The organism is Blastopirellula marina, assembly GCF_002967765.1.
Lineage (GTDB): Bacteria > Planctomycetota > Planctomycetia > Pirellulales > Pirellulaceae > Bremerella > Bremerella marina_A.
Map to the genome: position 1 here is coordinate 620,512 of NZ_PUHY01000015.1, position 14,572 is coordinate 635,083.

Annotated in this window: 9 protein-coding genes; 5 read left to right on the forward strand and 4 right to left on the reverse strand. The window is 53.6% G+C overall.

The features are described from left to right. The first annotated feature begins 5 nt into the window (after positions 1-5). Together C5Y83_RS27080 and C5Y83_RS27085 are read left to right on the forward strand one after the other, a co-directional pair. On the forward strand, positions 6-1,082 hold the full coding sequence (locus C5Y83_RS27080; RefSeq protein ID WP_105332905.1) for a galactitol-1-phosphate 5-dehydrogenase: 1,077 nt from the start codon (positions 6-8) through the stop codon (positions 1,080-1,082). A gap of 50 nt (positions 1,083-1,132) precedes the next feature. Further along, positions 1,133-2,236 carry an alcohol dehydrogenase catalytic domain-containing protein gene (locus C5Y83_RS27085; RefSeq protein WP_105332906.1) on the forward strand — a complete coding sequence of 368 codons (1,104 nt, stop codon included), beginning with the start codon at positions 1,133-1,135 and terminating at the stop codon, positions 2,234-2,236. Here C5Y83_RS27085 and C5Y83_RS27090 read toward each other — a convergent pair. After that, on the reverse strand, positions 2,233-7,173 hold the full coding sequence (locus C5Y83_RS27090) for a PVC-type heme-binding CxxCH protein (protein ID WP_105332907.1): 4,941 nt from the start codon (positions 7,171-7,173) through the stop codon (positions 2,233-2,235). The genes C5Y83_RS27085 and C5Y83_RS27090 overlap by 4 nt on opposite strands. 229 nt (positions 7,174-7,402) lie before the next feature. Here C5Y83_RS27090 and C5Y83_RS27095 point away from each other — a divergent pair, with 229 nt between their 5' ends. The 3 genes from C5Y83_RS27095 (at position 7,403) to C5Y83_RS27105 (ending at position 12,249) form a co-directional block, all read left to right on the forward strand. Further along, positions 7,403-8,797, forward strand: coding sequence for a right-handed parallel beta-helix repeat-containing protein (locus tag C5Y83_RS27095; RefSeq protein ID WP_105332908.1), 1,395 nt, complete (start codon positions 7,403-7,405; stop codon positions 8,795-8,797). Between the two features lie 117 nt (positions 8,798-8,914). Then, positions 8,915-10,051: an HlyD family secretion protein gene (locus tag C5Y83_RS27100; protein WP_105332909.1), complete on the forward strand. Its 1,137-nt coding sequence runs from the start codon at positions 8,915-8,917 to the stop codon at positions 10,049-10,051. Further along, entirely contained in the window at positions 10,048-12,249 is a 2,202-nt protein-coding gene (locus C5Y83_RS27105) for an ABC transporter permease (RefSeq protein ID WP_105332910.1), read from the forward strand. Before C5Y83_RS27100 ends, C5Y83_RS27105 begins: the two co-directional genes overlap by 4 nt. Positions 12,250-12,261: 12 nt before the next feature. Here C5Y83_RS27105 and C5Y83_RS27110 read toward each other — a convergent pair whose 3' ends face one another. The 3 genes from C5Y83_RS27110 to trpS form a co-directional block, all read right to left on the reverse strand. Next, positions 12,262-12,768 carry a DinB family protein gene (locus C5Y83_RS27110; RefSeq protein ID WP_105332911.1) on the reverse strand — a complete coding sequence of 169 codons (507 nt, stop codon included), beginning with the start codon at positions 12,766-12,768 and terminating at the stop codon, positions 12,262-12,264. Positions 12,769-13,070: 302 nt separating this feature from the next. Continuing rightward, the gene (acpS, locus tag C5Y83_RS27115; RefSeq protein WP_105332912.1) at positions 13,071-13,481 is read right to left on the reverse strand and encodes a holo-ACP synthase; all 411 of its coding nucleotides are present in this window, start codon (positions 13,479-13,481) and stop codon (positions 13,071-13,073) included. A gap of 13 nt (positions 13,482-13,494) precedes the next feature. Further along, positions 13,495-14,478, reverse strand: coding sequence for a tryptophan--tRNA ligase (trpS, locus tag C5Y83_RS27120; RefSeq protein WP_105332913.1), 984 nt, complete (start codon positions 14,476-14,478; stop codon positions 13,495-13,497). Positions 14,479-14,572 lie beyond the last annotated feature (94 nt).

Sequence of the window (14,572 nt, forward strand, 5' to 3'; positions counted from 1 at the left end):
AAAGTATGAACCAGTCCTCGGATTCCCAGATGGAAGCAATTGTTCTGCATGGTATTGGTGATTTGCGATACGAGAAGGTTCCCGTTCCCGAGGTCGAACCAGGAAAGGTCCGTGTGCGGATTGGTTTCTGTGGTGTTTGTGGATCGGATATCCCTCGCTGCTTTTCCAAAGGCACCTATTCCTTTCCAACGATCTGTGGACACGAGTTTGCTGGAACAGTTGAAGCGTGTGGTGAAGGTGTACAGCAGTTTCAGGCGGGCGATCGTGTCGCGGTGTTCCCACTACTGTGGCGTGAAGATCACGCCGCTTGCGAACAAGGGAAATATGCACAATCGGACGGCTACGACTATCTTGGTTCCCGTAGCGATGGAGCATTCAGCGAGTATGTCGTTGCCCCAGAACGCAATTTGATTCGCGTTCCCGAGAACGTATCTCTCGAGGAAGCTGCGATGACAGAACCAGCCGCCGTCGCGCTGCATGCCGTTCGAAGAGCAAAAGTTCGCCTCGGAGATTCGGTCGCCGTGTTTGGGCTGGGACCGATTGGCTTAATGGTAGCTCAATGGTTAAAGGCCTCCGGGGCAGGTCCTGTTCTGCTATTCGACATCCAACCCGAAAAGCTCGAGATTGCTCGTAAACTGGGCTTCGAGCATGCCTACGATAGCCGCGAAGTCAACGTCAGCGAGATCGTCGACGAACTTACTTCTGGACATGGCGTACATGTCGCGATTGAAGCTGCGGGAGTTCCTCCCACAATGCTGGCGGCAATAGAAGTCGCTCGTCGCGCTGGGAGAGTCGTTATGCTCGGAAATCCGGCTGCGGATGTCACTTTGCCGGCAACATTGATCTCGCAGGCAATGCGTCGTGAGATCGATATTCTCGGTGTGTGGAATTCAGACTTCAGTGTTTACAGCGACGACGATGACTGGCGGACCGTATTGGCCGCCATGGCCAGCGGGATTTTGAATCTGAAACCACTCATTACGCATCGTGTTCCGCTCGTCGATGGCATCGCTGCTTTGGAAATGATGCATGCCCAGTCTGAGTTCTTTACCAAAGTGCTCATCCATCCAGAGTCGAAGTAAACGGCTTACTCCGCCCCCCATTCACGCAACACTCTTTCTGTCGAGCTACGATGAAATCGCAAGTTCAATACCTTGATCAACCTGGCGGTCAGTTCACAATTTCCGAGCAAGAGCTAGGCCAACCTGGCCCTGGTGAAATTCGGTTAAAGACGGTGACGACTTCGGTTTGCCAGTCCGACGTGGTGATCTACAAGCAAGGATTACCACGTATTAAGAAGTGGCCCGCGATTCTTCTTCACGAAGCGGCATGTGTGGTTGATGAAGTTGGCGAGGGCGTCACACAATTCGAACCTGGCGATCTCGTTGGGCTCGGCTGTGATATTCCCTGTGGTGACGAGTCGTGTATTTATTGCGGCGAAAATGGGACAGGTGATTGGACGAGTTGTCCCAATACCTGGGCCACCGGTCACGAGTTTGATGGCTTCGCTCGTTCGCACGCGATCTTACCGGCTTGGTTTGTAAAGTACGGCCCGATCGTCAAGTTCCCCCAGGGGTTTAACCCTTCGCATGCTTGCCAGTTGGAGCCGCTGGCTTGCTGCTTAGAAGGAATGACGCGCGTTAACCATTGCATCGAAAACCGAATCGTCGTTCTGATCGGAGCTGGCTCGCAAAGCACTTACGCCCTTCAATGTGCCCAAGCGATGAACGCCCGGAAGATCATCGTTATCAACCGTGGCCAAGAACGGCTCGAACGTGTGTTACGCGACTTCGGTGGGCCGAACGTTGTCGGGGTTCGTTGGGACGAGAACGTCGTCGAGAACGTTTACAAGGAATGCCAACCCTTCAACGAGCCTCATTTCGTGATGGTAAATGCCCCCGTTGCGGCTGGCTACGAGTTAGCACCAAAGCTGATGGGCTACGGCACGGTGATGGATGCCCATGCTGGCGTGAAGGGAGCGAGTGGCAAGCCGCGTTTGGCACACGAAGTCGATCTTAACAACGACATCCATTATCGATTGCAATGTTATCAGGCGACCCACGGTTCCAGTATGCGGGGGATCCGCCTGGCCCATAGGTTTCTCTCGGAAGGTCGCTTGCCGAAGATCGACCTGATGACCAATGATACCGAGCGATTCGGCCAAAACGACATCGAAGCCGCGATTCATCGGGCTGCCGATTCAGATAGCCTCAAGGTAATCGTTCACTGGGACTAACGTTTCGGCAAAGGCGATTTGAGGAATTCAAGCAAGTCGGCCATTTCGTCAAGTGAAATCTCCTTTTCCAAACCGCTGGGCATCAACGACTGATCGCTGGTTTGAAAGAGGTCGATTTCACTTCGCGGAATTTCCTGCGACTTTCCATCGGCGGTTTGCAGGATGACGGAGTGAGCGGTCTCTTTGCTGACGATTCCGCTGTACGATTGGCCGCTGGACGTCAGGATCTGACTGGCCGCATACTTCGGTTCGACTTTGCCACTAGGGTCGAGGATATCGTATAGGATGGCCTCGCGCGGACGATTCAGCGAATCTGCTAAATCAGGGCCGACCGTGGCTCCTCCTGGTTCGGAAGGGGCATGGCACTTGGCACATTGCTTTTGAAAGACAGCTCGCCCAGCTAGTGGGCTGCCGATGGTATGAGTTGCTGATTCGTATTTGGCCAACACGGCGGCACGATCTGTGGAAGCGGCCTGACCAAACAGTTCTTCAGCCTGTTTACGGATCGCTTCGCTCGGGTGTTTACGAATTTGTGCTTGTTGGTCGAGGCTGATCAGCTTCGCTGGAATATCGCCCGCGCGGACTTTCTCTAAGACAAGTTCAATACCAATTGGTTGACGCAAGAGCAGTGTCAACGTGGTTGCTTTGGATGACGGTCCCATATCTTGCCAGATGTTCAGGAGGACTCGACCTCGTTTCTCGGTGAGGCCAGTTGCCAATCCGGAAATCGCCGCTTGTTGAACTAGCGGCGGCACTTGCGGCATGCATAACTTGGCCAGAAGTCGATCATTCTTCTGTGAGCACTTTGCCATTAGAAAAATGGCGTCGCGACGATCTTCATCAGAACGGGTATCGTCGCCCGCGATCGCAACCAACTGCTGAAAGAACTCTTGACGTCGCGGTTCGGACGAGGCGAAAAGGTGATCCAACTTCGTTCGGCCATTCAATCCCTCTGCCAAGCCAGACATGGCTGTGTGTTGTCTTTGTTGACTGGGAATTGCTGAAATGGTGGCCACTGCTGTGGCAAGCTCTTGCGGATCATGTCGCGTCCCGATGACTTTCGTCAAGCGGCGAATTAATTCGTCGCTTGGGTTTTGTCCGACGACGACGTTAGCGAGTACCGCGCCAGAACAAGTTTCCGTCGCGGTCAGAAGTGCGTCGATGAAGTCACTATCGCTACCGTCGCGGGCGGCAAGTTGCGACAACGTTTTGATGCGAGTCGGATCGTCCGTTGTTCCCAATGCCAAGGCCAGCTGATATCGAACCCAACGATTATCATCGTCAACTCGTGCGAATGTGGCTTGGCGGAGTGCTGAATCGCCCTCCCAATAGTTCGCTGCAAGGCGAACAGCAGCGGCCCGAACCTGGGGAGACTTATCCTTCAGCGCGGTAAGTAAGGTCGCTCGATCGAGTTGGCCGATCCCTTCGAGTGTCCAAAGAGCGTGAAGCCTGGCAAACGCAGAGCGACTTGTCTCGACCAGAGACTGAAGCGCTGGTGCCGCTTCGGTGGACTGAGTTTCGACCAATTGCTGTTGAGCTATTCGCCGCTTCCAGCCGTTGGGGCTTTCCAGCATCACCACGAGATCGCTTAATTTCTCAGGAGCTTCGTAGGCTGGCAATCGTTTGAGCTTCTCAGGCACAATCCGCCAGATACGTCCGCGATCTTCTCCGGCTCGCCAATCAAGTTTAGCGGCGATTTCCGGCGGGAGAAACTTCGGGTGCTCGACCCATAAACGATACATGTCAGCCAAATATAGCATGCCGTCGGGACCGTTCGCCAAACTGGCAGGACGAAACCATGTATCGGTTGCGGCTAGGAAGTCAGCATCTTCGCGTGCCCGCCTCGAAGTTAGTTTCGCACCGTTTCGCGTCACGATGGCACGTGTTACCAAGTGTCCGATCGGTTCGCAAGCGAACACGCTATCGACCATTTTGTTGCCCAGGCCATCACCGACGTAGGCGGTCGTGCCACATGCCGAAGTATGCGTTCCGGCGTGCGAGAGCCAATTGCTTTTCATGGCAACGAGAGGAAACACTTTAGAATCGCCGCCCGACGGAGCGACATCGTATTGAATGCCTCGGATCGCGGCGAACTTGTTTCGGGCAGCTTCTTCATCGGTCATCGTCGTGGCGATGATTGGATTTCGGTTGGTCGCGAAAAGGCGATCGCCCCAGGCCGTGATTGTGTTGCCATACTGCCCGGTCCCGCTCGCTGCACCAAATTCGTAGGTTAGGGGATCGAACCAGAATTCTTCTCGCGGCAGCTTAGTCGGCTTTGTTTGATTAGGCCCGATCACATTGCCGACACCGTAATTCAAATAGATCCGATTATCCAAACCCCAGCGTGGACAACCGATTTGCATCTGGGGATGGGCAGGCTGAAATCCGCTGAACAGCGTTTCACGGACATCGGCCTGGCCATCGTCGTCGGTATCTTTCAACAGCAAAATCTCGGTCTGGGCACAGGCAAGAATCCCGCCAGCATGCGGCATCAAACTATGACAGAAGTTTAGCTTGTCGGCAAAGAGCTGACGCTTATCCATCCGCCCATCGCCATCAGTGTCTTCCAGGCAGACGATTCGTGAAAGAGGTGTTGTCGAGCCATCTTCGGGACCGATCGGGTAGTCGCCATACTCCGCGACGAACATCCGTCCTTTCACGTCGAAGGCGATCGCGACCGGATCTTTCACAAGCGGTTCGGCGGCTACGAGCTCGATTCGATAACCAGGCTCAATTTGAAACGAAGCCAATTCCTCTTCAGGCGAACGCGGAGGTGGTGTCTTATCGTCCACCCAGTGCCGACCTCCTTTGGTCATCTCATCCGCACTCAGTTTCGGAGCAGACCCGGAATTCGATTTCGTACCATCGTCAGCAAGTTGCTTCAACTCTTCGGGCTTCAAAGCTCGATTGAACAAGGCAACTTCATCCAGACGCCCTTCCCAACTATCTTGATCGGTCGATTGCCCGCCGATGTAAATCGTATTGTCGACGCTTGGAATCTCAGCGTCGGCCTCGATTTCTGTCTCACCATTAAGCAACACCCGGACGGTTTTACCTTCGCGAACGATCGCAACTTGATCCCACGTCCAGCGGGTGAGCGGGGTCTTGCCGTATTTGCGAGATGTTTCATCGTCACCAATTTGCAGGACGAGCTTGCCTGAGTGTTCCCCTTGACCAGCTAAGCCGACATGCAAACCGCGAGAGAATAACCAACCTGCGATGGGGCGAGCGTCGAGATCGATGCCGTTCCAGCACCAAAGCGTTGCCGTGAAGTTGTCTTTTAGCTCTGGAACCTGGGCGACGAGACGTCCACCAGCGAAGTGAGCGGCTCGGTTAAGATGCCCATCGGTCGCCAGCGATGGGCCGTCGGCACCCTCCAGGTAGAAGACGATTCCTTCCTCGAACGACGCCGATGGTTTGCTTTTCGTTACATCATAGACTTCTGGACCATCCATGTCGTCGAGCGGGAAATAGCGGACTGGCTTCAGTCCTTCAATTGTCGCGGCCATTTTGCTGGCCGGGGGCAGGGCAGGGCGTTGCGTTTCGCCAGTAGCTTTCTCAAGCAGTTTTACGCTGGCTTCCACGATCTTCGGTTCGGCCGTCGTTTCCAGCCCCGCGGAACGAGCGGCCCAAGTATTGTAGCCGCCTAGGACGTGCTGTTCCGGTGGTGGAATATATCCATCGCCCCCGTTGGCTAACTCGATGACCATCGTCTTTTCAAACGGGCTGCGGGTTTTCAGTTTCAAACCGGTCAACGCATACGTTTCATTCGGCGTTGTGGCAATCGCGATCGGGCCGACTCTGATTGCTTGCAGTACGATTTCAGTCGATTGTCGTTCGTGCAGGATCAACTGCTCTAACGCGTAAACCTCTTCCCGCGTCTTCGGCGGTCGGTCTCCCATTGCCTCGACGATTTGCTTAGCTTGGGACAATCGTTTCTCATCGGGGACTCTGTATTTGAGCGGCATTCGAGTTTCCGCCATGTTTAGAGGAGCGTCAGTTTCGTATTCGATCCCCTCCAACGCCTCCTTGGTTTTGGCGATCATGCCGTCGACGAAACCATCGAATGTCTGATTCGTGCCGTTACGGTAGTCGACTCGCCATATATCACCACTGCAGCCGTGCGACATCACGGCGACAAAAGGTGGCTCGTCGTCCTGATGTTTTGTAGCGAGCTCCTGCTCCAACTTCTTGCAGTAAGCTCCAAAATAGTCAGCGGCGCCACCACCTCCGAAGTAGTGCATTGAAAAGTTCGATAACACGGCGATTGGTTTGCCGTCGAGCGACTGGAACGAAATCACGGCGAGTTCAGGATCTTCCGGCCCTGATTCGCCGGTGACGTTTTCCATGTTGTTCTTTGCCGTGTGCATGCTGGCTCGTACGGTCTTTTCGCCAAATGGGTCAGCTTGCATTTGATCAGGACGCAAAATCCAACGCCGCAGCGCCGTAAACTGATTGGCGTCGACGGATCCCCAACCCACCTTCGCTGGCGCGAGATTCTTTTCGGCGGTAATGATTGCCTCGGCCAGCTTGATGCGAAGATAGGGGATGTAAGTCTCGTCTGCTGGTGTTCCGAGTGCTCCCATCGAGGATGGCGCAGTGTGTGTATGAGTTGCCGAGATCATCATGTGATCGGTTTCGATTTCGGTGCGCTCTGCCGCCAACTTCTTCGCACTATCGATGAGATCTTTGGGTAGCATGCAGCTATCGGTAACGACCATGGCGATACGCTGCTTTCCGTCATCGAGTACGATCGCGCGAGCGTAGATTTCCGTTGGCTCGCCAGAACGTGGAAAGAACCCACCGTTGATCAAAACGGGAAACTTCTGCGGTGTCACATCGATCGCCGCCGCACCAACTTTCAGTTCGGCATGAAGCGAAGAATACGATGCGAAGACGAAGAGAAGCGTAAGAAGAGTGAGGCGTACCTGAGGCATCAGGAAACTCCGGCGGGACGAAGGAAGGTGGGATCGCGAATGGAATTCGCGAACTCAATATGCCACGACTTTCCGTCGAAGGCAAACATTCTTCTGCCGACGGTCACAAAATGTGATGCCACGTGATATGTTGACCGCTAGTTTTTGCCAAGGTATGGTCAAATGGCCCAACAAATGAGGGGCATGAATTCTCAAACTTGGCCTTTTCCTCCCACCACGGCGAATTCTCATGTCGCAATTGAATAATACCTTTGCTCGCTGGTTGCTTTCCCGTTTGAGGCTTGTCGGGGCGGTCTTACTTGCTGGAATCGCAATTGGCTGGGCCGTGGGCGCCGATGCATTGTGGCGCGATCCGGCGCTCGGTCATAAGCTCGATACCACGATTCAGACGTTTGGCGTGAGTCGCAACGGCAACGATGACGATACCGCCGCATTGCAACGAATGATCGATTCCGGCATCGGAAGTATTGCGTTACCGCGCGGGACTTATCGAATCACACAGCCTCTGGTGATCGATCTCGACAAAGTTGGCGTAACTTCAGTTGTCGGCGATGGGACGCCGCGGATTGTCATGGAAGGAATAGGTCCGGCGATAAAATTCATCGGAACGCATGAGGGAAGTGCCGATCCCAAAACGGTCAAAGATAACGTTTGGCGGCGACAACGAATGCCGATCGTAGAAGGGATTGAAATTGTTGGCGCCAATAATCTTGCTGATGGAATTGAAGCCGTAAAGACGATGCAGCTAACGATCTCGAATGTGGTTATTCGCCATGTACGACACGCCGTTCACTTAACCCAACGCAATCGAAACGTCGCAATCGTTGGATGTCATTTCTATGAGAACCGAGGTGTGGGGGTCTTTCTGGATGATGTAAACCTGCACCAGATCAACATCACTGGAACGCACATCAGCTACAATCAAGGCGGCGGTGTTGTTTCCTACAAAGGAAATACCCGCAATATTCAAATCAGCGGATGCGATATCGAAGGGAATGTAAAGAATGTGTTGATCGATAGCGGTGGAACCAAGTATGGGACCGCCGAAGTGGCAATTACTGGTTGTACATTGCAGCATTCAGGTGGGTCTGAGTCGGCTAACGTTCGTTACATCGGTGCCGATTCCGATGGGGAACGTTGTTGGGGATTGGTAACGATTGCCAATAATATCATCAGCGATGTCGAAACCAACATCGATATTCAAAAGGCTCGTGATGTCGTCATCACAGGCAACACGATTTCTAGTGGGTACAAGTACAACTTACGAGTTGAGGACAGTGCTAACGTCGTTGTTGGGCCAAATGCGATGGGGCGAAACGCTCCGTACAAAGATGACGATACCTGTGACAATAGTGTCCTATTTCGAAATTGCGAAGATACCACAATCAACGGATTACATGTCCATCGCGTGTTACGATCGGAGGCGGGGATCATACTCGATCATTGTCGTCGTATTCACTTGACCGGTTGTACCGTCTTGGATTGTGATAATGCAGGTATCCTTCTCAACGAAGTCGAAGACAGCATGATTTCCGGGAATTTGTTGTCGAATACCAGCGGCAATGGCGACAAGTGGCAGGCGTTGGAAGTGGTAGGTGGCAAAGGTAACGTGGTCGTGCCCTGAAGGAAGTCTGATTGTTGCTTTCCCCCGCATTCTGGTCATGCCGGGAAACCTTGGGAATGCTAAACTACCAGAAGCGTACCTACGAGTTTTGCATCCAATGCGGGAAAGTCTGTAGTCATGCTCTATCGTGCCCTGCTCATTGCGCTGGTCGTTGTGGCCTTAGGAGGGTTGGTTGCCTACAGTAAGTTTCGTCCTCCTCCCAATTCGGTATCTGGGTTTCTCGAGGCTGACGAAATCCGAGTAGGCTCGCGCGTCGGCGGGCGCGTCAAGGAAGTTCGTGTCGAAGAAGGGGAAGCGGTTTCGGCAGGCCAATTGCTCGTTGAACTTGAACCATACGATCTGCTCGAACGAGAAAAGGAAGCCGTCGCTACGCTCGCTCAGCGTGAGGCCGACTACCTGCGAATGAAGTCTGGCTTCCGTGCCGAAGAGATCGCTCAGGCGGAAGCAAAATTCAATCAAGCCAAGGCCTACTACGACAAGCTCAAAGCGGGGCCACGAAAGCAAGAGATCGAAGCAGCACGCGGACGGTTGCAAGTTGCTCAAGCTGAATTGCTATTGGCCAGGCAAAACTTTACGAGACGTACGCAACTGTACGAGAAGAACTCAATTCCTAAGGAGGAATTCGATGCTGCCAACGAGCAATTAGAATCGGCCCAGGCCCAATCGCTCGTTCGCCAGCAGGAACTTGGCCTATTAGAAGAAGGCACGCGGGAAGAAGAAATACGCGAGGCCGAGGGGCAAGTAGCCGAGGCGAAAGCCGCTTGGGAATTGGTTCGAAACGGTTATCGTTCCGAGGATATCGATCAAGCCAAAGCCGCTCGCGATGCTGCCCAGGCCGCCGTCGATGTGGTGCGTGAGCAAACCAAGGAACTGCGAATCGTTAGCCCGGTGAACGGTTTTATTGAAGCCCTCGACCTCCAACCGGGTGACCTCGTTTCGGCTGGCGCGCCTGTCCTTTCCGTTCTCGACAAGGAAGATTTGTGGGTGCGGTGTTACGTGCCCCAAAACCGATCTGCAATTGAGGTGGGCGATAAGCTGTGGGTTACCGTCGATGGTCTTGGCGGAGAACGATTTTTGGGTGTCGTCGTCTTTGTTGCCCGGCAGGCTGAATTTACACCAAGCAACGTGCAGACTCCGGAAGAACGCTCGAAACTCGTCTTTCGGATCAAAGTCGAACTGAACGAGAAAGTGGGACGACTTCGTCCCGGTATGACGACAGATGTTTCGCTAGACCCTGTGAAGGATGGGGAATGAGCGACACGCAGCTTGCCATCGAGGTTCAACACTTGACGCGTCGCTTCGGCGATTTTGTCGCCGTACGCGATGTCAGTTTCCAGGTTCGTAAAGGAGCGATTTTCGGGCTTCTAGGCCCCAACGGAAGCGGCAAATCGACCATTATTCGGATGCTTCTGGGGATCCTACCTCCGAGCGAAGGAGGAGCCATCGTTCTCGGGCGAGATGCCTACATCGAGTCGGAAAGCATCAAGCCACGAGTTGGCTACATGTCGCAGCATTTCAGCCTTTATGCCGATCTTACGGTACGCGAAAATCTTGAGTTTTACGGACGAATCTACGGATTGGACAACGTCCGACTTGAAGAACGCAAAAAGGCGGTGATGGAACTGACCGGCATCGACGACTTTGTTGATCAATTGGCTGGCACCCTTTCTGGAGGATGGAAGCAACGGTTGGCCCTCGCTTGTTCGTTGATTCATGAGCCAGATTTGTTGTTTCTGGATGAGCCAACCGCCGGGATCGATCCCGTCGCTAGGCGGCATTTATGGGATTTGCTCTTTGAGCTATCTGGGCGCGGTGTCACGCTGGTCGTCACGACGCATTACATGGACGAAGCAGAACGCTGCACCGACGTGGGCTACCTTTACTTATCACGACTCCTGGTGCTCGGGAAGCCGGACGAACTGAAACAACTTCCGCAGATCACACCGGAAGGAACGCGTCGTTTTGAGTTGCGTGTTCCTCATGTTGCGGAGCATCTGGCCAACCTTCGCCAACAACCCGGCGTGCGGGATGCAACCCTGTTCGGCGAGACCTTGCACGTTCTGATCGACGAAGATGTCTCTCCTGAGACACTGAAAAGTCATCTCGGAGTGGCCGATCAAGAGATTGAGATGCGGCCGATTGCTCCTTCGTTAGAAGATGTCTTTGTGACCTTGACTGCCAATGCGGAAAAGGAAGGGGCGGAAGTCGTCGGGGAGGAGATCGCAGCGGAAGTTTCTCAGCCTGATGAGCAATTGATGCCACAGAAAGGGCTTACCGCAAAACCTCGAAAGCGAGTTCCTGGCAAGCCTATGTTCGGACTTTGGGCAGTGCTGGTTAAGGAATTCTTTCACATCCGTCGCCAACCGATCACGCTGTTCTTTATGCTGGTCGTTCCTGTGATGCAAACGATCATTTTCGGCTACGCGATCGATACGCAAATCGAAAACATTCCGATGGTCGTGCTCGATCTTGACGGGCGGAAACAATCACGCGATGTCATTTCCGCGTTTCTCAACACGCGGCGATTTCAACTGGAACAAACCGCGATCAACAGCGAGCAGTTTCATCGAGCGTTGACGTCGGGGCGAGCCAAAGTCGGACTGCGGATTCCGCCAGACTACTCCGACAAATTGTTGCACGGTGAGCAAGCTCAGTTGCAAGTATTGATCGATGGAAGCGATTCGCAAGTGGCGACGACGGCTCAAAGCACAGCGCAGCTACTTGGATTAAATCTGTCGATCGCGAGAGCGAAGAGCTTTGCTGATAATCTACAGGTCGCACCATCGCGTGATCCCAATGGTGAGTTGGCCTTGCCGATCGATGCCCGCACACGATTGCTTTATAACCCTGGGCTGGAAAGCGCTCATTTCTTTGTACCAGGACTGGTTGGAATCATTTTGCAGTTAGTGACATTGTTCCTTACCTCGTTCGCCATCGTGCGCGAACGTGAACTGGGAACGCTTGAGCAGCTTTTCGTGACGCCAGTAGGGCGAATGGGGTTACTGCTGGGAAAGTTATTCCCCTACGCGATGATCGGATTCGTCGAGCTGCTGATTGTGTTGGCGGTGATGATCTATGCGTTTGGCGTACCGATTAATGGAAGCATCACGCTGCTACTGACGTTATCGATGCTGTTCATGGTCTGCTCCCTGGGGCTGGGACTTTTCGTTTCGACCGTCGCGACCACGCAACTCGAGGCGGTACAGTTTGCCTTTATCATCATGTTGCCGTCGGTGCTATTGTCTGGGTTCATGTTTCCCCGCAGCGAGATGCCGTTACCGATCTATTTGGTCACCTTCGCAATTCCGGTGACCTACTTCATCGAAATCCTCCGCGGCATCGTGCTGCGTGCCGCGGATTTTTTCGATTTGATCCCATCGGTTATCGGGCTAACGCTCTGCGGTTTAATGGTCATTACGGGAAGCGTGATGCGATTCCAGAAACGCCTCTAGAAAGTCGCCAAATTACGCTTCTTCATCACCCGATGGACCGTATAGAGCTGGAACGGATATATCATTCACCCGGAAGTAAACTGTAAGAATCGCACGATGGTGAACTGAATGATTGATTACCCAAGTGCGAAAGACGGCGTGTTTCGGCATGGTAAATAGAGCTTGGCCGCCTGCTAACAGCGACCATGGCTTGGTCAATTCTTCTTCGGAAACATCTGCGAGTGCTGCTTTTGCGGCAGCAACGTTCTTATCGAACAGTGCCAACGCCGCCTCGGTCGTGCTGACATCGGCTGGTGTTGGCGCCGGCTTGTCAGGCGGATTGATATCGAATTCATCATCCTTCAAGATCGACTCGGCCCAATCGGGGATCTCAGCCAGATGTCGTGCAACCCAGCCGATCGTGTTCGACTTGTCGTGGATCTTCCAGTCCCATTTATCGTTGGGAACCCGCTCTAAGCATTTGCGGGTGTTGGCCATTTCTTGTTCGAAATCACCAAAAATCATTTCGTTCAGGCTCATCGTAAATCGTCCCTAATCCAGAAGTGAATCGTCACAAAACGAGAACTGCCCCGCAACGACATGCAATGTATACGCATGTACAGTTGGGTGCAAGCAGGTTTTGAAGAATCTTCGGTTAACAGCCTGTCGAATTTCTCAGATCGGCTACGTTGTTGAGATTGAGGCGATTGCGGCGTTGTGAATTCCTCGACATATCTAGTGGATATGCCTGCGGATTCACGCCTTGCCCTCGCCCCAATCTCAATAACTCGCTACCGAAGCAGAAAATCAACGGACTGCTAAGGAAAGATTCGTTGAGAAGGCTAGGGGCGTGGGTTCGCGAGCGTTTTAGCCGATCCAAGAGCTATTGCGTAGGCAACCGCGTGAGTTCGACAGTGCGAAATACTGATCTGCACTTCTTCGATTCCGCGACGCTTGGCGGAATCGAGGGCTCCGCCAGAAAGATTGATGATCGGTTTACCACCGAACTGATTCGCGACTTCAACATCGCGCCAGGTGATTCCCTTGATCCAGCCAGTCCCGATGGCCTTGAGAACCGCTTCCTTCGCGGCCCAGCGTCCAGCGTAATGCTGTGTGGCCGCTTTGCGTTCGCTGCAGTATTCGATCTCGTGCGGTGTATAAACGCGATTGATGAACATCTCGCCGTGACGTTCGATCATCTGGGCGATCCGCAGGCATTCGATGATGTCGGTGCCGATTCCGATAATATCCATGCGCTGATTTACCCTACTTCAAACGTGCGTGCCACGCGGAGATTCCAGACGCCTCTTGTGCCCGCGTTAATACTTCTCGGGCCTTCTTACGAGCTGCTTGCGCTCCGTCACCCAGGATTTGTTTGACCTTGTCTGGGTTGGCAACCAATTCCGCTCGACGCTCGTGTGCTTCCGCGAAGTAAGCTTCCGCAGCGTCGGCCAGGGCTTTTTTCACGTGACCGTACCCAAAGCCGCCTTTGCGATATAGGGCCGCCATCTCCTCGAGATCCGCGGGGGCGGCGAACAACGAATAAAGCTGGTAAAGGTGATCCGTTTCAGGATCCTTCGAGTCTTCCATTGGCCGCGAATCGGTGACGATCCGCATGATCTTTTTGCGAGCTTGTTTCGGCGGCTCGAACAATTCGATGATGTTGCCATAGCTCTTCGACATCTTCTCGCCGTCGGTTCCTGGGACCTTGGCCGAGGCGTCGAGCACTTTGGGTTTGGGAAGGACGAAGACTTCGCCGAATTGATGATTGAAGCTTTGGGCGATATCGCGTGTGACTTCAATATGTTGAACTTGATCTTGGCCAACTGGCACAACGTCGGAATCGTAACCCAGAATATCGGCGGCTTGCAGAACTGGATAAGTGAACAGACCGGCGTCTGCTTTCAGGCCCTTATCCTTTTTGTCCTTGTAGCTGACGCAGCGTTCGAGCAAACCCATCGGTGTACCGGTCATCAAGATCCAGCACAATTCGCTGATCTCAGGGATGTCCGACTGAACGAAGAGGGTCGCCTTATCGGGATCGAGCCCTAACGCCAAAATATCAAGCGCCATATCGATGGTCGCCGTCTCCAGCTTTTCGCGGTCGCGAACCGTTGTCAGGGCATGGAGGTTGGCGATGAAGTAGAACGATTGCTCGTTCCCCTGCAACTCGATGTATTGCTGGATGGCACCGAAGTAGTTGCCCCAGTGGGGACGCCCGGTCGGCTGGATTCCGGAAAGGACACGCATGGGTTTATGGGTATACAGGGACCAAGGAAGTCAGAACCAGCGTGTTATTATGACGGACAGCGGGCGAACGTGTCACCCCGGGTAGCCCCACTCG